The sequence below is a fragment of the uncultured Serinicoccus sp. genome (assembly GCF_947500995.1).
Taxonomy (GTDB): Bacteria; Actinomycetota; Actinomycetes; order Actinomycetales; family Dermatophilaceae; genus Ornithinicoccus.
In genome coordinates this window covers 174780-196053 of record NZ_CANMUA010000008.1, presented here as the reverse complement: position 1 = coordinate 196053, position 21274 = coordinate 174780, and the positions used below count along the sequence as shown (strand labels likewise).

Genomic DNA, 21274 nt, shown 5'->3' with positions numbered 1-21274 from the left:
GTCAGCCGCCGTGCGGCGGCGCGCCGTCGGGTGCACCGAGGGGCGGCGCGTCGTCGGGCGCGGCGTCGTCCCGCCCGAGGTCGGCCAGGTCGCCCATGTCCTGCAGCAGCGCCAGGCTGGAGCGGACGAGCGGGATCGCCAGGGCCGCGCCGCTGGCCTCCCCGAGCCGCATCTCCAGGTCGAGCAGCGGGGTCAGCCCCATCTCCTGCAGCTGCATGGTGTGGCCGGGCTCGGTGGAGCGGTGCGCGGCGATCATGGCGTCCGCCGCGGCCGGGGCCAGCCGCCAGGCCACCAGGGCGCCTGCGGTGCTGATGAAGCCGTCCAGCAGCGCGGGCACCTGGCGCGAGGCGCAGCCGAGGGCCACCCCCGCAAGCGCGGCGATCTCCAGCCCGCCCATGGCGGCCAGCACGTCCCACGGGTCCTCGACGTCCTCGTGCCGCGCCAGCACGGCGTCGACCATCTCGACCTTGTGCGCGAGCGCCTCGCCCTCCACGCCGGTGCCGGCCCCGACGACGCGGGCCGGGTCGCGGTCGAGGATGGCGGAGGTCAGGACGCTGGCGGTGGTCGTGCTGCCGATCCCCATCTCGCCGAGGGCGATGAGGTCGGCGCCACCCTCGATGAGCTCCTCGGCCAGCCGGATCCCCGCCGCGACCGCCTGCTCGGCCTCGGCACGGGTCATCGCCGGGCCCTCGGCGCTGTTGTCGGTGCCGGCGCGCACCCGCCGGTCCAGCACGGCGGCATATGTGTGCGGGGGGTGCAGCTGCGGCGGCTCGATCACCCCGAGGTCTGCGACGACGAGCTGCGCGTCGGCCTGGTGCGCGAGGATCGACACGGCCGCGCGCCCGCCGGTGAAGGCGGCGAGCATCTGCGCCGTGACCTCCTGGGGGTAGGCGCTGACCCCGGTCCGCGCGATCCCGTGGTCGGCGGCGCAGACGAGGACGACCGGCGAGTCGACCCGGGGGGTCGTGGTCCGCTGGATGCCCGCGACCCGCGCGGCCAGGGCCTCGAGCCGGCCCAGGCTGTGCAGCGGCTTCACCTTGCCGTCGAAGGCGCGGGCGACCGCCGCCGAGCTCTCGTGGTCCGGGCCTCCGATCGCGGCGATCGTGCGCTCGATCAGGGCGCGGTCGGCGCTCTGCTCGGTGTCGGCCATGGGGTTCAGTCCTCCTGCGGGTCGAGGGTCAGGGTCCGTCCGGCCACGACCAGCTGGGCCAGACCGGCATCCCGGGCCAGGACGGCGTTGACCCGACCCAGACGGTCACGGTATCCCCTCGACACGGGGTGCATGGGGACGATCCCGAGGCCGACCTCGTTGGTCACGACGAGGACCATGCCGTCGTAGGCCGCCGCCCACCCCGCCAGGGCCCGGGCCCGGTCGAGGGTGGCCGCCTCGTCGTCGCCGTGCTCCATGAGGTTGGAGACCCACAGGCTGAGGCAGTCGACGACGACGCAGGCCCCGGGGTCGAGCGCCGCGCAGGCGTCGACCAGGTCGACGGGTGCCTCGACGGTGCTCCACCCCTCGGGGCGTTCGGCCTGGTGGCGGGCGATCCGGTCGGCCATCTCCTCGTCGCCGGCCTGCCCGGTGGCGACGAAGACCACCGGCCGCCCGCTGCGCCGCGCGCGACGGACGGCGAGCGCCGACTTGCCGCTGCGCGCGCCGCCGGTGAGGAAGGTGAGCGTCATCGGGATCCCCTCCTCGAGGCTCGGTCACGGTCCGCTGCCCACAGTGCCACGGCGAGGAGCACGACGGCGCCCTCCACCCGGTCGACGAGCCGGCGCGCCCGGGCGATGTCCGCCGGACCGGGCCGCGGTCCGGAGCCGAGGGTGGGCCGCTCCTCGCGGCGACCGGCATACACCAGCGGACCGCCGAGCTCGACGCCGAGCGCCCCCGCGACCGCGCTCTCGGCGACCCCGGCGTTCGGGGAGGGGTGGGCGGGTGCGTCCCGCCGCACGGTCGCCAGGACCGTGCGGGCCGACGGTCCCACGGGCGGCAGCCCGCGCAGGGCCCCGACGAGGGTGAGCAGCCCGGTGTCCAGCGCCACCAGCCCCGCGAAGACGCGGGCCGGCACCCAGGCCATGACGTCGTCGGCGCGCGCGGCGACAGTGCCGAAGCGGGCATACCTCGGGCTGCGGTGCCCGACCATGGCGTCCATCGTGTTGACCGCCCGGTGCACGAGGACCCCCGGTGCCCCGGCCAGCAGCCCCCAGACCGCCGGGGCGACGACGGCGTCGACGGTGTTCTCCGCGAGCGACTCGGCGACGGCGGCGCTGACGCCGGCCTCGTCCAGACCGCGCGGGTCGCGCCCGACCAGCCAGGGGAGGCGCTCCCGGGCGCCCTCCAGGTCCCCGGCGACGAGCCTCGCCTCGACCTGCCGGGAGGTGTGCCGCAGCATCCGGCCGGCGCTCGCCACCCCGACCGCGGTGGCCAGGCCCGCCCGGCCGAGCCGGGCCAGCGCCGCGCCGGCGAGAGCGCCGAGGCCGGCGCCGACGACGGCATACCCCGCCCCGGCGGTGCGACGGTCGGCGTAGGTGAGGTGCTCGACGCGACCCATGGCCGTCCCGAACCACGCCACCGGGTGCCATGCGTCCGGCGGCTCACCGAGGGCCCGGTCGAGGAGCAGTCCGGCCGCGACGCCGAGCCCGCGGCGCGCCAGGTCCGAGCCGTCCCTCGCGACTCCTGCGCAGAAGGTGTTCCTGTGTCGTGATGCATCACCGCACAGGAGCACCTTCTGGGTAGGAGTGGCCGACCGGCGGTCAGGAGGGATGCTCACCACACCACTCCGGCCCCGCCCGCACCACCGGCCACGGAGTCCGCTCGCCAGGGGTGTGCCGCCAGCCCGGCGGCCACCGCGGCGTGCACGGCCCGGGCGACCCGCTGCCCCCACGCCGAGCGCACGCCGGCGAACGCCTCGGCGGGCCCGCAGGGATCGTCGAGGACCCCCTCCGGGACCTCCGGGCACAGGATCGCGACGGCGTCGCTGGCGGTGCCCGTCCCCGGCACCCCGGCCTGCACGAGGACCTGCGCCTTGGCCTCGGTGATCGTCCCGAGCGCCTGGACCAGCGCGGACGTGCTGAGCGCCACCGGCAGCGCGACGACGACGTTGATCGTCCCCGGAGGTGGGGGCGCCTCGCCGACGCGCTCGGCGGGTGAGCCCGGTCCTGCGGCGGGAGCCACCGCCCAGGTCGGCTTGGTCACGCCCACGGTCGCCCAGCACCGCACCCCCTCCACCTCGGCCGTCGCGACCTGCCGCACGTCCGCCGCCGTCAGGAGGGTCGTGCCGGGTCCGGTGAGGCCCAGCTCGGCCGCCCGCTCGTCGGCATACGCGGCCAGGTCGGTCCGGTCGAAGCCGTCGTCCACCATGAGGTTGGTCACCCACCGCGGCCGCACGAGCCCGCCGCCGACGGACGCCGAGCTCAGCGCCACCCAGCCGGCCGGGACCTCCCAGACCAGAGCCCGCGCGGCGTCCTCGACCCGGTAGCCCGGCCCGTCGGCGCTCTCCTGGGAGGCGCCCATCCCACCGGCGCTCACCACCCGGGCTCCTGGCCGACGGGCGCGGCCTCCGTGGCCAGCGCCAGCACGGCGTCGAGGTCGAGATGCGCCTCGACCCAGTCGGCGAGATGCTCCAGGTGGGCGTCCAGGGCGTCGGCGTAGGGCACCGGCGAGGGGTCGACGTCCCGGCCCCGGACGGTGGCGACCGCGCCGAGGAGGGCGTGCCGCAGGGCGTCCTCGTCGAGCACGCCGTGCACGGTGGTGCCGCGCACCCGGTGGTCCGGGGTGAGGCACCCCTCGTCCCCGGTGCCGTGGAGGTCCAGCCAGGGCGCGGCGCCCTCGTGCGGGGTCACGCGGCCGAGGTGGATCTGGTAGCCGGACACCGCCGAGGACCCGCCCGCGACCCGGCCGAGTACCCGGCACACCACCTTGGGCCGGGTGAAGCGGGTCGACACGGGCAGCAGGCCGAGCCCCGGCACGGCCTGGGCAGGGCCCACCATTTGCGGCGCTCGGTCGGGGTGGGGGTTCACCATCTGCGGCGCTCGGTCGGGGTCGGGGCCCACCGTCTGCGGCGCTCGGTCGGGGTGAGGGGAGGTCGCCTCGACGCCGTCGTCCTCGATCTCCACCCCGAGCATCTGGTAGCCCCCGCAGATGCCGACCACGTGCGGCCCGCCCTCCTCCCGGGCCAGGCGCACGATCGCCTCGGCGAGCCCCCTCTCGCGGAGCCAGGCGAGGTCGGCGAGCGTGGCCCGCGTGCCGGGGACGAGGACCAGGTCGACGTCCAGCAGGTCGCCCGGGCGCGAGGCCCACCGCAGCTCCACCGAGGGCTCCAGGACGAGCGGGTCCAGGTCGGAGGGGTTGGCCAGGTGCGGCAGCGCGACCACGCCCACGCGCAGCGGGCGGCCCTCGCCCGACCCCTCCCCGGGCGAGGGCCGGCCCGCTGCGCGCAGGTCCAGGGAGTCCTCGACGCCGAGCATGAGGTGCTCGCCCAGGTGGGGGAGCACGCCGAGGACGGGGATGCCGGTGCGCGCCTCGAGGTCGCGCACCGCCGGGTCGAGCAGGGAGACGTCGCCGCGCATCCCGTTGAGGACGACCCCGCGCAGGCAGGACCGCAGCCGTTCCGGCAGCAGCGCCCAGGTGCCGTAGGCCGCGGCGAAGGCGCCGCCGCGGTCGATGTCGACCACGAGCACGGCCGGCATCCCGGCCGCCGCGGCGAGCGGCAGGTTGACGACGTCGCGGTCGAGCAGGTTCGGCTCGGCCGCCCCGCCGGCGCCCTCGGCGACGACGACCGCGTGCTCGCGCCGCAGCGAGGTGAGCGCCTCGAGGACGGTCGGTCGCAGGGAGCGGGCGCGGGCGCCATACCCCACCGCGTCGTCGACGGCGACCTCGTCGCCGAGCACGACGACGTGCGAGCGCATGCCGGAGGGCTTGAGCAGGACCGGCCCCATGCGGCGGTCGGTCTCGATCCGGGCGGCGAGCGCCTGCATCGCCTGCGCCCGACCGATCTCACCGCCGTCGGGGGTGACGGCGCTGTGGTTGGACATGTTCTGCGCCTTGAACGGCGCGACGTCCACGCCGCGCCGGGCCAGGGCGCGGCACAGCGCCGCGGTGACCGTGGACTTGCCGGCGCCGCTCGTGGCACCGGCGACGAGCAGCGCGCCCACCTAGTAGTCGATCCCGCGCCGAGCCCGGATCCCCTGCTGGAAGGCGTGCTTCACCGCCACCATCTCCGTGACCGTGTCGGCGACGTCGATGACCGGCTGCGGCATCTCCCGGCCGGTGAGGAAGACGCTGACGTCCTGCGGCCGGCCGCGCAGCGCGTCGACGACGGCGTCCACCTCGATCCAGCCCCAGTTCATCGGGTAGGAGATCTCGTCGAGCAAGACCATCCTGTGCTCCCCGGCGGCGATGAGCCCGGCGCTGAAGTCCCACGCCGCGACCGCCTTGGCGCGGCTCTCGTCGAGGTCGGTGCTGTCCCAGGAGAAGCCGTCGCCCGCGCTGAACCACTCCACCCCCAGGTGGCGCAGCATGGCCTCCTCGCCGGTCCGCCACTTTCCGGACTTGAGGAACTGCACGCACGCGGTGGGCCAGTCGCGGCCCCGGCTGCGCAGCAGCGTGCCGAAGGCCGCGATGGACTTGCCCTTGCCGTGCCCGGTGTTGACGAGCACGAGCGAGGGCGCCGAGCGCAGCTTGCGGCGGTCGTAGGGCCGCTCCGTCCGCGGCTCGCCGTGCTCCTCGCTCGCGCCCGCCCGCGCTTCCTGCTCGTCGCTGCCGCTCTGGCTCATGAGACCTCCTCGTGGGGACCTGCGGGACCACGCCTTCTGGACGTAGGTTTCTGGGACCCGTCGCCCAGATCTCTATGTCCAGAACGGGCGTGGGGTGGCGGGTTGGCCCGGTCGGGCAGGGGGATGGGCGCCGAGACCGGGGTATGCGGTGCCCGCGCCTGCGGGAGCACGACGAGGTGGCCGTCGAGCCGGTGGACGCGCACCGGGTGGTGGTAGACCCGGCTGAGCAGGCTGTCCTCGAGGACGTCGTCGGGGGTGCCGAGCGCCACCGGGGCGCCGCGCTCGAGGAGGAGGAGCCGGTCGGCGTACCGCGCCGCCATCCCGAGGTCGTGCATGGCCGCCACCACCGTCAGGCCGTCCTCGCGGCGCAGCTCGTCGACCAGCTCGAGCACCTCGACCTGGTGGCCCACGTCGAGCGCGCTGGTCGGCTCGTCGAGCAGCAGGACCGGGCTCTGCTGCACCAGGGCGCGGGCGATGACGACCCGCTGGGCCTCCCCGCCGGAGAGGCTGCGGACCGGTCGGCCGGCGAAGGACGCGAGCCCGAGGCGGCGCAGCACGTCGGTGGCGATGCGCCGGTCGGTCCGCGACTCCATGGAGAGCCAGCCCAGGTGGGCGGTGCGACCGAGGAGGACGTACTCCACCACGGGCATCCCCGGCGGGAGCTCGGGCGACTGGGGCATGAGGGAGAGGTCGGTGGGCCCCGGCGGGGTGCCGTCGCCGCGCTCCACGGTGCCGGTGCGAGGCACGAGCCGCACGAGGGAGCGCAGGAAGGTCGACTTGCCCGAGCCGTTGGGCCCGATGAGCCCGAGCCACTCGCCGGCCCGCAGGTCGAGGTCGACCCCGGCGACGACCTCGGTGCCGGCGAAGGAGACCCGCACGTCGCGGGTGCGCAGGGCGTGGGCCGGGTGCAACCGCTGGGTGCTCACGAGTCGGCCTTACGTCGCCACAGGACGACGCAGAAGAAGGGGGCGCCGACGAAGGCGGTGATGACGCCGACCGGCAGCTCGGCCGGGGCGACGAGGGTGCGGGCGCCGATGTCGACGGTCGCGAGGAAGGCCCCGCCGAGGATCGCCGAGAGCGGCACGATGAGCCGGTAGGAGTGACCCACGAGCAGCCGGACCAGGTGCGGGGTGACCAGCCCGACGAAGGCGATGAGCCCGCTCACCGACACGGCAGCCGCCGTGATGAGCGTCGCGGCGGCGACCACGACGAGCCGGGACCGCGCGGGGGACAGGCCGAGCGAGCGGGCCTCGTCGTCACCGAGGCGCAGCACGTCGAGGTGGCGTGCGTGCAGCCACAGCACCGCCCCGGCGAGCAGCACGTAGGGCAGCAGCAGCGTCACCGGGCCCCAGCCGTGCGTCGCGAGCCGGCCGAAGAGCCAGGAGAGGACCTCGCGGGCGCGGGTCTCGTCGAGCCGGGTGAGGGCATACGTCTGGGTGGCGGAGAAGAGCGCCGCCATCGCGACACCGGCCAGCAGCAGGGTCGCCGGGTCGCGGAACGACCCCCGCGCCACCAGGACCGAGCCGGCGACCGCGAGCACGGCCCCGACGAAGGCGGCCATCGGCAGCGCGGCGATGGGCCCCCACGCCAGGTCGAGCCCGAAGCCCAGCGCGAGGACCGCGCCGAGCCCCGCCCCGGCCGAGACGCCGAGCAGGTAGGGGTCGGCCAGCGGGTTGCGGAACACGCCCTGGTAGCCGGCGCCCGCCATGGCCAGGCTGGCCCCGACGAGCGCGGCGAGGATGGTGCGGGGCAGCCGGATCTGCCACAGCACCGCCTCCTGGGCGGTGCTGAGCGTCTGCGTCAGCTCGACGCCGGGGAGGGCGCCGACGAGAGCGCGGACCACCCCCTCGACCGGCAGCCCTGCCGCCCCCTGCGTGGCCGAGGCCAGGATCGCGAGGAGCAGCAGGGCCGTGCACCCCAGGAGCGCGGGCACCGAGAGCCGGAAGGCGCGGTCGGCGGCCTCGTCGAGCGCATCGGTGGGCGCGTGGGTGCGGGTCGTCATCCGGTATGCCGTCTCAGCCGTTCGCCGGCTCGTCCACCTGGGTCATGGCGTCGGCCAGGGTGCTCACCAGCTGCGGCAGGCGGGGCCCCCAGCGCGAGGAGATGTCGGCCGAGACGGTGACGATGTTGTCGTTCTGGACCGCGGCGACCTCGGACCAGCCGGGCCGGTTCGCGACGTCCTCGGCGGTGTAGGACACCTGGTCGGTGATGACGATGAGCTGCGGGTCGGCCTCGATGATGGCCTCCTCGGTCAGCTGCGGGTAGCCGGTGCCGTCGGCGTCGGCCTCGTCGGCGATGTTGACCGCGCCGAACTGGGCGTAGACGTCGCCGATGAAGCTGTTGCTGCTCGCGGAGAAGAAGGTGTCGTCCAGCTCGTGGTAGACCCGCAGGCCCTCGACGCCCTCGGGGGCGTCGGCGAAGGCGTCCTCCACCTGCTGGCGCAGGTCGGCGACCGCGTCGGCGGTCTCGTCCGGGTGCCCGGTCGCGATGCCGAGGGCGGCCATGCCGTCCCAGCCGTCCTCGATCGTCGTCGGGGCCGGGTTGTCGATGACCGGGATGTCCAGCGCCTCGAGGGAGGCGGTGAGGTCGGCGGTGTCCCCGGAGATGACGACGAGGTCCGGCTCGTAGCCGGCGATCGCCTCGACGTTGGGCTCGTACCCGGACAGGTCGGTGGTCGGCGCCTCCTCCGGGTAGGTGGAGAAGGCGTCGGCGGCGACGACCTGGTCGCCGGCGCCGATGGCGAAGAGGATCTCGGTGGCCGAGGGGGACAGCGAGACGATCCGCTGCGGCTGCTCCTCGATCGTCACCTCACCGGCGGCGGTGTCGACGGTGACCGGGAAGCTGCCCGGGTCATCCATGTCGTCCATGTCCTCGGACGACGCGGCGTCGTCGCTGGTGGCGTCGTCGGAGCCCTCGGCGCCGGTGTCGCTCTGCTCGGCCGCGGTGTCCTCGGAGGCGCTGTCGGTGCTGTCCCCGCCGCAGGCGGCGAGGGTCAGGCCGAGCGCGAGGGCGCCGGCCAGACGGAAGGGGGGACGGATGCTCATGAAAGTCTCCTGTCGGTCGAGGGAGGTTCCGCTCGAGCGACGGGACGGGCGTCCGCCGTCCGAACCGGCCCTAGGTCCTCGAGGGCATGTGGTGTCGGATCGCCGGGCAGTTCGACCGGACTCGGCCGCCACACGCCTCCTCGACAGAAGGCTCGGGCGACTCCACCGTTGCGGGACAGTGCCGGGTTCTCACCGGACTTCGTCTGCACGACGCGCGTCAGTCTAGGACACCCACCCCCCTCCCCGCACCGGACGCGCGCCGGGGCCGCACCGGACGCGCGGTCGGTCACGGGTGCGGTGCGTCGAGGGCCCGCTCCAGCCGCTCCAGCCCACCGGCGTCGGGGACGGCGACGCGGGCGACGCCAGGCATACCGAAGCTGGTGCAGTCGCGGACCAGGACCCCGTGCGGGGCCAACGCCTCGCGCAGCCCGGGCCGGTGCACGAGCACCCAGGGCGCGTCGGCCGCGTCCACCCGCAACCCGTGCGCGGCGAGCAGGTCCGCGAGCTCCCCCCGCAGCGACCGTATGCCGTCCGCCCACCCCCGCAGGTCGGCGGCGGCGAGCAGGTCGGGCAGCACGGCGAGGGCGAGGCTGCTCACCGACCAGTGCGGCTGCCGGGTGCGGAGCCGGGCGACGAGGTCGGGGTCGGCGACGGCATACCCCAGGCGCAGACCGGGGCAGGCGAAGGTCTTGGTGAGCGAGCCGACCGTGACCCGGCAGTCCTCGCGGCCCGCGGTCCAGCGACCGGTGGCGAGCGCGTAGAACGCCTCGTCCCACACGTCGGCCCGGTCGTGCGGTCCGGCGAGGTGGCCGCTCGGGCTGTGCGGGTCGCTGCGCCAGCGCGGGCCGTCAGGGGAGCGCGGGTGCAGTCCGAAGTCCGGCTCGCTGCGCACGCCGCCGCCCAGCTCGGCCGCGACCAGGTGGATCGCCTCGCTGCCGCCGTTGGTGAGCAGGAGCCGCTCGGGCTCCACACCGAGGGCCGCCGCGAGCTCGGCGGTCGCCGCCCTCGGGTCGGGATAGCGGCCCAGCGCGTCCAGGTGTCGCTGCAGCATCGGCCCGGCGGGCGGTGCGAACGGGTTCATCGTCTGGCTGAGGTCCAGCAGGTCGGCCGGGTCCAGCCCGAGCGCGCGGGCCACCGCCGGCCCGTCCCCGCCGTGCGACCCCGCGGGCGGGACCGACGGCATACCTGCCGTCATGCCTCGCGCCCACCCGCCAGGGCCCCCAGGCCCATGACCACCAGCATCACGACACCGGCGGTGACGGCGGCCGCGGCCGCCGCGACGGCACCCCCGCCGAGCCACCCGACCACGAGACCGACGACCCCGATCGCGGCGAGCAGCCACCCCAGGGTGAGGAACACGGGCGCGCGGAACGCTGCGGCGAAGGGGATGAAGTGCAGGCCCACGCCCGCGGCCACCAGGGCGGGCATGAGCTCCTCGCGGCCGGCCTGGGCCAGCACCGGACGACCGAGGGCGAAGACGAGCAGCATGCCGGCCACGGACGCCAGGTAGACCAGGCCGGCGTGCCGTCGCGGCGGTCGACCGGCCGGGAGGCTCGATGCGGGACGCACCCACACCGCCCAGACGTAGCCGGCGGCGGCCACCAGGTAGCCGACCAGGGCCACCACCGGCCACGCCCCGGGGAGCGCGCCGCGGTTGGCGAGGACGAAGACGGTGGCCCCGACGAGGCCGATGATGCTGCCGATGCGGTAGGGGTGGATCACGACCCCGACCCTAGGTGCGGGTGGCTGCGAAGGGGCGCAGGTCGGGCCGACGACACCTGCGACACCCCGCCGAGGCGCGGAATTCCGCGACGCGCCGGGCTCCGTAGTTGGCAAAACGCGCGCTGGTCTGCCTACGGTGTGGCGGATCCATTGGCTCTACGAAAGGCAGTCACCAATGAGCAAGAAGGTTATCGTCGAGGCCGTCGCGCGCGAGGCGGGCATGACCCAGGCCGCCGCCGACAAGGTCGTCAACTCCGTCCTCGAGGCCATCTCCGCCGAGCTCGCCAAGGGCGAGAAGGTCTCCCTCCCCGGCTTCGGCACCTTCGAGGTCCGCGAGCGCTCGGCCCGCACCGGCCGCAACCCGCAGACCGGCGAGGAGATCCAGATCGCCGCGAGCAAGGCCCCGGCGTTCAAGGCCGGCTCCAAGCTCAAGGAGCGCGTCTCCTGAGCTGAGTCTCACGCTTCCGACGCCCGGTCGGCCCTCGTGGCCGGCCGGGCGTCGGCATGCCCGGGGAGGGCCGGCACGGCTGCCGGCGACATGATCCGCCAGGTCCTCCCCAAGAAAGCACCGGTTTCCTATCCTTGAGGTATGCCCGTCCGTCCTGACGCACCGCAGACGCGCGTCTGGGAGCGGTTCGTGGCCCTGGGGGACTCGTTCACCGAGGGCCTGGACGATCCCGACACGACCGAACCCACCCAGGACCGCTACGTCGGCTGGGCCGACCGGGTGGCCGCCGCCCTGGCCGCCCGCAACGCGGCGCTGGAAGTGCCCTTCGGCTACGCCAACCTGGCCATCCGCGGGCGCCTCATCGACGCCGTGATCAGCGAGCAGCTGCCTGCCGCGCTCGCCCTCCACCCGGACCTGGTCAGCCTGTCCGCCGGGGGCAACGACGTGCTGCGCCCACGGGTCTCGCTGCGGGCCGTCATGGACCGCCTGGAGGGGGCGGTGGTGCAGATCCGGGAGACCGGCGCCGACGTGCTGCTCGTCACCGCGCCCGACGTGTCCTGGGCGCCGCTGGTCAACCGGGTGCACCCGCGGATGGTCGAGTACACCGCCAACCTGTGGGCGGTCGGGCAGCGCACCGGAGCCTTCGTCGTCGACATCTACACCTTGCGGGCCCTGCACGACGCCCGCATGTGGGGACCGGACCGCATCCACTTCAGCAGCGAGGGGCATACCCGGATCGCCGCGCAGGCGCTGTGGACCCTGGGCCTGGAGCAGGACGACGACTGGGTCACGCCGCTGGACCCGGCACCGCCGCTGGGGCGGATCGAGTCGTTGCAGGCCGACCGCGAGTGGGTGGCGACCCACCTGCGGCCCTGGATCCGCCGTCGCATCCGACGCGAGAGCTCCGGTGACGGGCGGGTGCCGAAGCGGCCGCAGCTCGCCCCGGTCGAGCGCCCCGCCCCCTGACGATCAGCCGCGAGCCCGACGCCTCGCCCCGTGCCGGTCAGCGGCGACCCCACTCCCAGCTGGGTGTCGACAGCATCCCCTGCCCCACCACGCGGGTCTCGCCGAGGTCCTTGGTGAGCTCGTGCAGCCGCATCGCCGGCACCTCGCCCGGGTCGGGATCCAGGTCCCGCGGGTCCCCGGCGAGGCCGGCGGAGTCGCGCACCGCGGCGGCGAGGGCCTCGACCATGGCCTGCGAGTGGGTCACGAGCACCACCTGCGCGCGCCGGGACGCCGCGGCGACCGCCCGCGCCAGGGGGGCGACCAGGCTCGGGTGCAGGCTCGTCTCCGGCTCGTTGAGGGCCAGCAGCCGCGGCGGCACCGGGGTGCGGAGCGCGGCGAGCCAGAGCAGATAGCGCAGCGTGCCGTCGGAGAGCTCCGCCGAGCGCAGCGGGCGCAGCATGCCGGGCTGGTGCAACGCCACGTCGAAGAGCCCGTCGGTCACGGCCACGTCCAGCGTCGCGCCGTCGAAGGCGTCCTCGACCGCCGCGTCCAGCTCGGCCCCGGAGTCCTCCCGGATGGTCTGCAGCGCGGCGGCCAGGTCGCCGCCGTCCTCGGCCAGCGCCCACGTCCGGGTGCCGACCTGGGGCCGCCGTGACGGTGCCCCGGCGTCGACCCGGAAGCCATCGTAGAACCGCCAGGTGCGCAGCTCCTCGCGGACCGCCCACAGCTCGGGCGCCTCGAGCGGGTCCACGACGTCGGTGAGCATGCTGGACCACGGCGGCACCGACACCGGCGCCTTCGCCCACCGGCCGTCCTCGTCGCGCAGCTCGACCGCGTGGTGCTTGCGGCGGGCGGCCAGGGTCGCCGGCCGCATGACCGGGCCGCGCCACACCGCCTCGCGCTTCAGCTCGGGGTCGCGGTCGAAGGCCGAGCCCCCCTGCACGGGGATGCCGAGGTCGACGAGGTAGGACAGGTCCGGCCCGGCACCACCGACGCCGAGGCGCACGCCGACCGGGCCGGAGCGCGTGGTCCCCTGCACCTCGTGGCCGCGCCGGGCCTGGGCCAGGGACTCGGGTCCGGCCCACAGCGCCGACGCCAGACCCCCCTCCTGCGCGAGCGCCCGAACCGCCTCACCGCGACCGCAGGCGCCGAGGAGGCGCAGCGCGCGGTAGAGGCTGCTCTTGCCCGAGCCGTTCGCCCCGGTGACGACGGTCAGCCGGCCCAGCGGCAGCACCACGTCCCGCAGCGAGCGGTAGCCGTAGACCGCGACCGTCGCGTACATGGCGCCACCCTAGGCAGGGCGACCGACACACCCACCCCGGCGCCGGCGTGCGCCGCGGTCGATCCCGCGGCAGCGGGACGCCGCGGCCCGCGGACGCCGGAGGGGTATGCCGTCACCCGCCCCGCGAGGCCCCGTCCAGACCACGCTCGGCGCGGTCGGCGAGCAGCCACTGCGCGGTCATCGAGCGGAACCGGTCGTCCCCGTCGCGCAGCCGCTCCAGGGCCGGCCCGACGCACGGCTCGTCGAGGGCGGCCAGGGCCTCGAGCGCCACCAGGGCGTTGTCCTTCTCGTCGGTCTCGGCCATGGCCGCCAGCGCGGGAGCCGCGGGGCGGGCGGCGGGGTCGCCGACGAGGACGAGGGTCTGGGCCGCGTGACGGCGGACGGTGCCGTCACCGTCGGCCACCGCCTCCGCGAGCCCGGGCACGCCGGGAGCGCCCAGCTGCTCGAAGGCCCGCGCGAGCTCGCGCTGCTGCTCCTCACCGCCCTGCCCCAGGTGCGGCAGGAGGGCGGGCGCGGCCTCGGGGGTGCCCGTGCGGCCCAGGGCCCACCAAGCCTTCATCGCCACCCGCGGGTCCGCGTCGTCGGCGAACGGCAGGATGTGCGGCACCGCCTCCGGGGCCTGGATCTTGCTCAGCGCGTGCAGGACCTGGACCCGTGCCCCGGGTGCGCCGTCCAGCGCCTCGACCAGGTGGGGCAGCGCCGCCCCGGGGCGGCGCACGACCGCCCACGTCAGGGTCTCGCGGACGAAGAAGTCCGGCTCCGCCACGAGCAGCGCCACCAGCTCCGGGGTGAGGGACTCGTCCCCGTGCGTGCCCAGGTGGACCGCCGCCTTCTGGCGGACGGTGGGGTCGACGTCGTACACGGCGCGTCGCGCCTGCTCCAGCGTGCTCACAGCTCTCTCCTCGGGTTCGGGTCGGGCAACGCGTGCAGGACCAGGGTCATTCCTTACCCGGCGTGAGGGTCAAGCAACCAGATGCGGCGCTCGGTCGGGGTGGGGGCAACCAGATGCGGCGCTCGGTCGGGGTGGGGGCAACCAGATGCGGCGCTCGGTGGGGGTGGGGGCACCCAGGTGCGGCGCTCGGTGGGGGTGGGGGCACCCAGGTGCGGCGCCCGGTGGGACGATCGGGGCATGAGCGCAGGGCAGGGAGAGGCCGCCGCCCACGGCCACGACCACGGGGCGGGTGCCAGCACGACGCGGCTGCTGGTCGCCTTCGCCGTCACCGCCACGATCCTCGTCGCCGAGGTCGTCGGCGCGTTCGTCACGGGGAGCCTCGCGCTGCTCGTCGACGCCGGCCACATGCTCACCGACGCCGGCGGCCTGCTCATCGCCCTGACCGCCGCCCGTCTCATGACGCGGCCCCCGTCCGAGCGTCGGACGTGGGGGTATGCCCGCGCCGAGGTCCTCGGTGCCGGTGCCCAGGCGACGGTCCTGCTGGGGGTCGGCGGGTATGCCCTCGTCGAGGGCGTGCGACGGCTGCTCGCCGACGAGCCGGCCGAGGTGGCCGGTGGTCTGCTGCTCGTCTTCGGCGTGGTGGGTCTGCTCGGCAACCTCGTCGCGATGCTCGTCCTGGCCGGCGGGCGCCACGCCAACCTCAACCTGCGCGCCGCCTTCCTCGAGGTCGTGGCCGACGCGCTGGGCTCGGTCGCGGTCATCGTCTCGGCCGTACTCATCCAGACCCTGGGGTGGACGCGGGCGGACGCGGTTGCGGGCGTGCTCATCGCGCTGCTCATCCTGCCCCGGGCGGTGACGATCCTGCGGGAGGCGGGCAGCGTCCTGCTGGAGTCGGTGCCCCCGGGGCTGTCGCTGCCGGAGCTGCGCGAGCACCTGCTCGGGGTCGACCACGTCCTCGACGTGCACGACCTGCACGTCTCGCGCATCGGCACCGGGACGCCGGTCCTCAGCGCCCACGTGGTCGTCGAGGACGGGTGCTTCCGCGACGGCCACGCCCCCCAGCTGCTGGACGCGCTGCAGTCCTGCGTCGCGGGGCACTTCGACGTGAGCGTGGAGCACTCGACCTTCCAGCTGGAGCCCCGGCAGCACGGGGGTCACGAGCAGGCCCACCACCCCTGAGCCCCGCTGCCCCGGGCCCCTGGTCCCCCGGGCACCGCCGCCGGCCCCGGCGCCTCGGCACGTAGGCTCGCGGGCATGAACGACCAGCTCGGCCCGGACACCCCCGCCCCCGAGGTCGTCGACCTCGCACACGCCCTCTTCGACCTGGCGCGGGCGGGGGACGCCGACCGCCTCGCGGCCTACGTCGACGCCGGGGCCCCGGTCGACCTCACCGACCCGGCCGGCAACACCCTGCTCATGCTGGCGGCCTACCACGGGCACCCGGGGGCCGTCGACGAGCTGGCCCGCCGCGGCGGCGACGTCGACCGCCTCAACGACCGTGGGCAGTCGCCGCTGGCCGGCGCGGTCTTCAAGGGGGAGTCGGAGGTGGTGGACGTCCTGCTGCGGCACGGCGCCAGCCCGGACGCCGGCCAGCCCACCGCCCGTGAGACCGCGGCGATGTTCGGCCGCGAGGACCTGCTCGCCCGGGAGGCCTGAGACCTAGGTCGCCCGCACGCCCTCCGCGCCCTCGGCTCCCAGGACCGACAGCAGCTCCAGCTTCGCGTGGCTCTCGCTGCCCGGTGCGGCGGTGTAGACCAGCAGCGTCTGCGCCTGCGCCGGGGCGAGCATGACCTGGCAGTTCAGCTCGATGTCGCCGACGGACGGGAGCCGGTAGCGCTTCGTCTCCGGCGGCTGGAGGCCGACCTCCTGCCGTTCCCAGACCTCCCGGAACTCCTCGCTGGACGCCAGCAGGAGGGTCGCGAGGTCCGCCGCGCGGGACCCCGGCCCGCGCAGCCCCACCACGCCGCGCAGCCCGGAGGCGTAGAGCCGGGAGTAGGAGGCGTGGTCCTCCTCCGGGTAGACGTCGCGGGCACCGGGCAGCGCGAACCAGCGGTAGCCGATGCTGCGTTCTGGACCGGTGAACCGGGTGAGGTCGCCGAGCAGGGCCACCCCCACGGGGGTCTGGCGCAGCGTCTCGCCCAGCTCGGTGACGACCTCGGCCGGGGTGTCGGACAACCGGTCCAGGATGCGGAGCACACCGGGGCTGATGTGCATCCCGGCCGAGGCGGCCGGCGGGTGTGGGTGCCCGGCCAGTCGGAAGAGGTGGTCCCGCTCGGCGACGGTGAGGTGCAGACCCTGCGCGATCGAGCCCACCATCTGCGCCGACGGCCGGGGGCCCCGCTCCTGCTCGAGGCGGGACCAGTAGTCGGGGGACATGTGGCACAGCACCGCCACCTCCTCCCTGCGCAGCCCGGCGGTGCGTCGCCGCGGCCCCCGCGGCATACCGACGTCCTCCGGCTGCAGCGACTGCCGACGGTGCCGCAGGAAGTCGGCGAGGCCGGCGCGATCCATCACGGGCCTCATCCTCCCCCCTCGTGGCGCCCCGATCCAGGGACCGACGATCCCCGGACCAGCGAACCTTGGATGCGGTCCGCCGGACCGCCCACGCTGGAGTCCGGCGCACACCCCGCGCCGCCCACCGACAGGAGCGACATGCCCCGCAGAGCACCCGACCTCTCCCTCCCGGACCTCACCGGCCGTCGCGCCCTCGTCACCGGGGCCAGCGACGGCATCGGGGAGGTGATCGCCGCCCGTCTCGCTGCCGCCGGGGCGGAGGTGGTCATGCCCGTCCGCAACCCGGCCAAGGGCGAGGCGGCGGTGGGCCGCATCCGTGACCGCCACCCCGCGGCGCTGCTCCGGCTGGAGTCCCTCGACCTGTCCTCCCTGGCCTCGGTCACCGCCCTCGGCGGACGGCTCGGTGCCGAGGGCGCGCCGATCGACCTGCTGGTCAACAACGCGGGGGTGATGACCCCGCCCGAGCGGCAGGTGACCGAGGACGGGTTCGAGCTGCAGCTGGGGACCAACCACCTCGGGCACGTGGCCCTCACGGCGCACCTGCTGCCGCTGCTGAGGGCCGGTCGTGCCCGGGTCGTCTCCCAGACCAGCATCGCGGCGCGCAGCGGGGGGATGCACTGGGAGGACCTCCAGTGGGAGCGCGGCTACGACGCGATGGCGGCCTACCGGCAGTCCAAGATCGCGCTCGCCCTCTTCGCGCTCGAGCTCGACCGGCGCAGCGTCGACGCCGGCTGGGGCGTCACCAGCGTCCTCGCCCACCCCGGGGTGGCGCCGACCGGCCTGCTCGCGGCCAGACCCGAGATTGGCCGCCTGCGTCCGACCGCGGGCCGCCGAGTCATCCAGTGGCTCTCCGACCGAGGCGTCCTGGTCGGGACGACGCGCAGCGCTGCCCTGCCGGCCCTCCTGGCAGCGACCTCCCCGGAGACCCGCGGCGGAGGGTTCTACGGGCCCCAGGGCTGGGGGGACGCCGGCGGGCCACCCGGCAGCACCCCGCTGTGGCGGCCGCTGCGGGCCGAGGACGCCGAGCGCCTGTGGACGGTCTCGCAGGAGCTGGTCGGCGTCTTCCTCGGGTGAGGAGGGGGTTCACGCCTCCGTCGGCGGCACCGCCGTGGGCAGGAGCCCGGAGCGGGCGCGCTCCAGGACGTGCTCGCGGAAGAGGTCGGCGGCCGGCAGCAGCCGGCGGCCCGGAGCCCAGGACAGGCCGACGTCGCGGGTGGCGCCGACATCGGTGAGCGCCAGGACGTGCAGCCCGCGTACCGGCGTGGCCACCGACCCTCCCCACAGGGTCGGGGCGACGGCCACCCCCAGGTCGGCGGCGACGTATCCCCGCAGCGTCGGCAGGTCGGCCGCGACGAAGGACACCTCGGGCGTGAAGCCGGCCTCCGCGCACAGCTGCGTCGTGTGCCTGCGCAGGACCGACGTCGGCGTCATGACGACGAAGGGGTCCTCGGCGACCTCGGCCAGCGCGGTCCGGGACCGGCCGACCAGCCGGTGACCCGGCCCGACGAGCAGCCGCATCGGCTCGGCGACGAGGGCGCGCCACCGCGGCTGGTCCTCGCCCCGGTGCGGGCGCAGCGTGGACAGCTCGAGGTCGACCCCGCTGCGCGGCCCGACCGCGGGCACCGTCTCGTCCTCCTTGGTGCGCAGGTCGAGCCGGACCTCCGGGTGCCTGGCGCGGAAGCTCGTGACGAGGTCCGGGACCAGCCAGGTGCCCAGCGAGGGTTGGAAGGAGACGGTCACCGTGCCCGTCTCCGGGTCGAGCAGCTGCTGCACCGCGGCGACGCCGTCGTCCAGCTCGTGCAGCACGGCGTCCACGTGCCGCTTGAAGACCGTGCCCGCGTGGGTCATCCGCAGCACGCGACCCTCCCGGCGCAGCAACGGCGTGCCGATCTCCCGCTCCAGCCGGGCCAGGGCACGGGAGACGGCCGGCTGCGAGACCTGCTCGAGATCGCTGACCTCGGTGACGGTCACCCCGTCGGCGACCAGCTGGAACCAGCGCAGGGTGTCGATCTCCACACCCATGACGCTAGCGCATGGATCACTCCCGTGACAGGCATTGGACGTATGGGTGCGCACGGAGGACCGTAGGGTGCATGGCCAAGTTCCTGCTCTCCCTCATGATCGGTCGTGCGCAGCACGACATCCGCTCCCTCCCCGCGACCCGCAGCGCCGCCGTCGTGGCGTGGCCGACCGCCACCCACCGCGCCACCCGCTGACCCCTCAGGACCCCCAGCAGGTCCGCACCCCGAACTCCACCCGGCGGGACTCGACCCCCTCCACCGGGGCGTCGCTCACCAGCAGCGTCCCGGTGTCGAGGTAGCCGGTCGGCTCCTGCCCCTCCCGCACCGCCCGGGCGATCGCCCGCACGCCCTCCCGCGCCATGTTCTGCGGGTACTGCGTCGCCGTCGCGTCGATGCGACCCGGCCGCACGCCCTCGCGCATGGCGGCGCACCCACCGTCGACCGACACCAGGACGATCTCGTCGAGGTCGGCGCCCGCGTCCTGCAGCGCGGCGAGGGCCCCCAGGGCCGCCGGCTCGTTGACCGTGTAGACGACATTGACATCCGGGTGGTCGCTGAGGACCCGCGTCATCTCGACCGCTGCGACATCCCGGTCGCCCTCGGTGTCCACGGAGGCCACGACCTCCTCGTCGCCCTCCTCCACCCCGAAGCCCTCCAGGAACCCGGCGTGACGCTGCTCGCCGGTGCTGACCCCGGGCGTGAGGTCCAGCATCGCCACGCGGGGCTCGAGCCCCAGCTGCTCGACCTTCGCCGCGGCATACCGCCCGATCAGCTCGCCGGCCCGCTCGTTGTCGGTCGCGAAGGTCGCCTGCACCAGCTCCGGGGGGTCGGTCGGGGTGTCGACGGCGATGACCCGCACCCCCGCCTCCTGCGCCCGGGTGATGGCGGCGTCCAGCGCCGCGGCGTCGGTCGGGGCGAGCAGGACCCCGTCGACGCCCTGCTCGACCATGTCGTCGAGGGCCGCCTCCTGCGAGGCGACGTCGGTGTCGCTGGTGCCGGTCGCGGTGAGCAGCTCGACGTCGAGGTCGTCGGCGGTCTCCTGCGCGACCTCGCGCATCTCGACCCAGTAGGGGTTCTCCTCCTGCTTGGTGATGAGGCCGACCGTCACGGCCTCCTCCTGCCCGCCGGGGGAGCACCCGGCCACGACGGCGACCAGCAGGGTGCCGGCGACGCCGGTGGCCCACGGGGATGCGCTCCGCCGCGCCCTCATGACCGCGCTCCCGCCTCGTGGGCCGCCGGGGCGCCCGGGCCGGGTCGGTCCGTCCGCAGGTCGAACATCGCGTAGGCGGCCACGACGAGCAGGCAGACACCGGGGACGGCATACCCGAGCGCGGAGCTCGAGACGTCCATGACCGCCGCGTGCACCATCGGGATGAGCGCCCCGCCGAGGATGGCCATGACCAGTCCCGCCGAGCCGAACTTCGCGTCCGGACCCAGACCTTGCAGGGCCATGCCGTAGATGGTGGGGAACATGAGGGAGAGCCCTGCCGAGATCATGACGACGGCGACCAGCCCCACGATGTTGAGGACGAACATCGAGGTCAGGCAGCAGGCTGCGCCGAAGAGCGCCATGATGAGCAGCAGCTTGGCCGGGCGGAAGATCCCGAGCAGCCACGTCATGACGAAGCGCGAGACGAGGAAGATGATGAGGCTGGCCTGCAGCCACCACCCCGCCGCCTCCTGGCTGAGCCCGACGACGTCCTGGGCGTAGAGGATGGTGAAGGTCCACGTGCAGGTCTGCGCGGCGACGTTGAAGAACTGCGCGACCACCCCGAAGCGGTAGTGACGGTTGGCCCACAGCCGGGCGAAGGTGCCGCCGCCGCCCTCTGTGAGGTCCACCGCCTCCGGCTCGGTCGGCAGGTGCATCTTGCGGAACGCGATGAGCAGCCAGATGAGGACGAGGACGCTGGCGATGAAGACGTAGGGGCGCAGGACCTGGAAGAGGTCGGCCTCCTGGGCGGCCAGGAGCTCGCCCTCGCTCATGATCGTCTTGCTCTCCTCGGGCGTGAGGTTGGGCAGGATGAGCACCGCGCCCATGAGCACGCCCAGGTTGGCGCCGACCGGGTTGAACGACTGCGCCAGGTTGAGCCGCTGGGTGGCGCTCGCCTCGTCGCCCATCGCGATGACGAAGGGGTTGGCCGAGGTCTCCAGGATCGACAGGCCGGCGGCCAGCACGAAGAGCGCCAGCAGGAACATGTTGTAGGCGAGCATCTCGCCGGCCGGGATGAAGAGGAACCCGCCGACCGCCGCCAGGCCGAGGCCCACGAGGACGCCGGTCTTGAAGCCGAAGCGGGAGTTGATGACGGCCGCCGGGATCGCGAGCAGGAAGTAGGCCCCGTAGTAGGCGAACTGCACCAGCGAGGACTGGAAGTTCGACATGTCGAAGATGCCGCGGAAGACGCCGACGAGGATGTCGGTGAGGTTCGCCGCCATTCCCCAGGCGGCGAAGCACAGGATGAGCAGCGCGAACGGCACCCGGAGGTGGCGGGCCACCAGAGGAGCCTCCCGCTGGTCTGCCTCGGACTGGACCGTCGCCATGCACCCCTCCTCTTGACGCTACGTCATTGTCGCGTTCCGGCCAGGGTATGCCGTGGCGGCGCGGGTGACCACCCCCGGCGGGGTGGGGAATACCTC

Annotated in this window: 23 protein-coding genes; 6 read left to right on the top strand and 17 right to left on the bottom strand. The window is 74.9% G+C overall.

The features are described 5' to 3' along the window. Position 1 precedes the first annotated feature (1 nt). From cobT to Q0967_RS13600, 11 genes are all read right to left on the bottom strand, one after another. Positions 2–1150 carry a nicotinate-nucleotide--dimethylbenzimidazole phosphoribosyltransferase gene (gene cobT / locus Q0967_RS13650; RefSeq protein WP_298750133.1) on the bottom strand — a complete coding sequence of 383 codons (1149 nt, stop codon included), beginning with the start codon at positions 1148–1150 and terminating at the stop codon, positions 2–4. 5 nt (positions 1151–1155) lie between these two features. Then, complete coding sequence (cobU, locus tag Q0967_RS13645; protein ID WP_298750130.1) at positions 1156–1680, bottom strand: bifunctional adenosylcobinamide kinase/adenosylcobinamide-phosphate guanylyltransferase; 525 nt, start codon at positions 1678–1680, stop codon at positions 1156–1158. Then, positions 1677–2768 carry a CobD/CbiB family cobalamin biosynthesis protein gene (locus Q0967_RS13640; RefSeq protein ID WP_299450555.1) on the bottom strand — a complete coding sequence of 364 codons (1092 nt, stop codon included), beginning with the start codon at positions 2766–2768 and terminating at the stop codon, positions 1677–1679. Before Q0967_RS13640 ends, cobU begins: the two co-directional genes overlap by 4 nt. Then, positions 2765–3526 (bottom strand): adenosylcobinamide amidohydrolase, encoded by a 762-nt coding sequence (locus Q0967_RS13635; protein ID WP_298750128.1) that lies wholly within the window; start codon positions 3524–3526, stop codon positions 2765–2767. Before Q0967_RS13635 ends, Q0967_RS13640 begins: the two co-directional genes overlap by 4 nt. Then, the gene (locus Q0967_RS13630) at positions 3523–5151 is read right to left on the bottom strand and encodes a cobyric acid synthase (RefSeq protein ID WP_298750126.1); all 1629 of its coding nucleotides are present in this window, start codon (positions 5149–5151) and stop codon (positions 3523–3525) included. Before Q0967_RS13630 ends, Q0967_RS13635 begins: the two co-directional genes overlap by 4 nt. Next, the gene (cobO, locus tag Q0967_RS13625; RefSeq protein WP_299450551.1) at positions 5152–5772 is read right to left on the bottom strand and encodes a cob(I)yrinic acid a,c-diamide adenosyltransferase; all 621 of its coding nucleotides are present in this window, start codon (positions 5770–5772) and stop codon (positions 5152–5154) included. Then, the gene (locus tag Q0967_RS13620; protein ID WP_298750122.1) at positions 5769–6698 is read right to left on the bottom strand and encodes an ABC transporter ATP-binding protein; all 930 of its coding nucleotides are present in this window, start codon (positions 6696–6698) and stop codon (positions 5769–5771) included. The genes cobO and Q0967_RS13620 overlap by 4 nt, the downstream gene beginning before the upstream one ends. Next, positions 6695–7774, bottom strand: a complete 1080-nt coding sequence (locus tag Q0967_RS13615; protein ID WP_058892699.1) for an iron ABC transporter permease — start codon at positions 7772–7774, stop codon at positions 6695–6697. The genes Q0967_RS13620 and Q0967_RS13615 overlap by 4 nt, the downstream gene beginning before the upstream one ends. A gap of 13 nt (positions 7775–7787) precedes the next feature. Further along, complete coding sequence (locus Q0967_RS13610) at positions 7788–8816, bottom strand: ABC transporter substrate-binding protein (RefSeq protein ID WP_298750119.1); 1029 nt, start codon at positions 8814–8816, stop codon at positions 7788–7790. 286 nt (positions 8817–9102) lie between these two features. Further along, positions 9103–9999: an aminotransferase class I/II-fold pyridoxal phosphate-dependent enzyme gene (locus tag Q0967_RS13605; RefSeq protein ID WP_298750117.1), complete on the bottom strand. Its 897-nt coding sequence runs from the start codon at positions 9997–9999 to the stop codon at positions 9103–9105. A gap of 8 nt (positions 10000–10007) precedes the next feature. Further along, entirely contained in the window at positions 10008–10538 is a 531-nt protein-coding gene (locus Q0967_RS13600) for a hypothetical protein (RefSeq protein WP_298750115.1), read from the bottom strand. A 175-nt stretch (positions 10539–10713) separates the two neighbouring features. On the opposite strand from Q0967_RS13600, the gene Q0967_RS13595 reads away from it, so the two are divergent. Together Q0967_RS13595 and Q0967_RS13590 are read left to right on the top strand one after the other, a co-directional pair. Continuing rightward, a complete protein-coding gene (locus tag Q0967_RS13595) occupies positions 10714–10986 on the top strand; it encodes an HU family DNA-binding protein (RefSeq protein WP_058892695.1) in 273 nt (90 codons plus the stop codon). A gap of 141 nt (positions 10987–11127) precedes the next feature. Continuing rightward, a complete protein-coding gene (locus Q0967_RS13590; RefSeq protein WP_298750108.1) occupies positions 11128–11952 on the top strand; it encodes an SGNH/GDSL hydrolase family protein in 825 nt (274 codons plus the stop codon). Between the two features lie 37 nt (positions 11953–11989). On the opposite strand, the gene Q0967_RS13585 is transcribed toward Q0967_RS13590, so the two are convergent. Further along, positions 11990–13213, bottom strand: coding sequence for an AAA family ATPase (locus tag Q0967_RS13585; protein WP_298750107.1), 1224 nt, complete (start codon positions 13211–13213; stop codon positions 11990–11992). 112 nt (positions 13214–13325) lie between these two features. Continuing rightward, positions 13326–14105 carry a HEAT repeat domain-containing protein gene (locus Q0967_RS13580; protein WP_298750106.1) on the bottom strand — a complete coding sequence of 260 codons (780 nt, stop codon included), beginning with the start codon at positions 14103–14105 and terminating at the stop codon, positions 13326–13328. Between the two features lie 237 nt (positions 14106–14342). On the opposite strand from Q0967_RS13580, the gene Q0967_RS13575 reads away from it, so the two are divergent. Together Q0967_RS13575 and Q0967_RS13570 are read left to right on the top strand one after the other, a co-directional pair. Next, positions 14343–15284: a cation diffusion facilitator family transporter gene (locus Q0967_RS13575; protein ID WP_298750104.1), complete on the top strand. Its 942-nt coding sequence runs from the start codon at positions 14343–14345 to the stop codon at positions 15282–15284. Between the two features lie 75 nt (positions 15285–15359). Further along, entirely contained in the window at positions 15360–15761 is a 402-nt protein-coding gene (locus tag Q0967_RS13570) for an ankyrin repeat domain-containing protein (RefSeq protein ID WP_298750103.1), read from the top strand. Positions 15762–15764: 3 nt separating this feature from the next. Here the strand turns inward: Q0967_RS13570 and Q0967_RS13565 are convergent, their stop codons facing one another. Further along, positions 15765–16619 (bottom strand): helix-turn-helix transcriptional regulator, encoded by an 855-nt coding sequence (locus tag Q0967_RS13565; RefSeq protein WP_298750101.1) that lies wholly within the window; start codon positions 16617–16619, stop codon positions 15765–15767. A 138-nt stretch (positions 16620–16757) separates the two neighbouring features. Between Q0967_RS13565 and Q0967_RS13560 the strand changes: the two genes are divergently transcribed. Beyond that, positions 16758–17693 (top strand): SDR family oxidoreductase, encoded by a 936-nt coding sequence (locus Q0967_RS13560; RefSeq protein WP_298750098.1) that lies wholly within the window; start codon positions 16758–16760, stop codon positions 17691–17693. A 9-nt stretch (positions 17694–17702) separates the two neighbouring features. Here the strand turns inward: Q0967_RS13560 and Q0967_RS13555 are convergent, their stop codons facing one another. Next, positions 17703–18641 (bottom strand): LysR substrate-binding domain-containing protein, encoded by a 939-nt coding sequence (locus tag Q0967_RS13555; RefSeq protein WP_298750096.1) that lies wholly within the window; start codon positions 18639–18641, stop codon positions 17703–17705. 71 nt (positions 18642–18712) lie between these two features. Between Q0967_RS13555 and Q0967_RS13550 the strand changes: the two genes are divergently transcribed. Continuing rightward, a complete protein-coding gene (locus Q0967_RS13550) occupies positions 18713–18835 on the top strand; it encodes a hypothetical protein (protein ID WP_268793658.1) in 123 nt (40 codons plus the stop codon). A 4-nt stretch (positions 18836–18839) separates the two neighbouring features. On the opposite strand, the gene Q0967_RS13545 is transcribed toward Q0967_RS13550, so the two are convergent. Together Q0967_RS13545 and fucP are read right to left on the bottom strand one after the other, a co-directional pair. Beyond that, entirely contained in the window at positions 18840–19850 is a 1011-nt protein-coding gene (locus Q0967_RS13545) for a substrate-binding domain-containing protein (protein ID WP_298750091.1), read from the bottom strand. Continuing rightward, positions 19847–21178, bottom strand: coding sequence for an L-fucose:H+ symporter permease (fucP, locus tag Q0967_RS13540; RefSeq protein WP_298750089.1), 1332 nt, complete (start codon positions 21176–21178; stop codon positions 19847–19849). Before fucP ends, Q0967_RS13545 begins: the two co-directional genes overlap by 4 nt. Between the last annotated feature and the right edge of the window lie 96 nt (positions 21179–21274).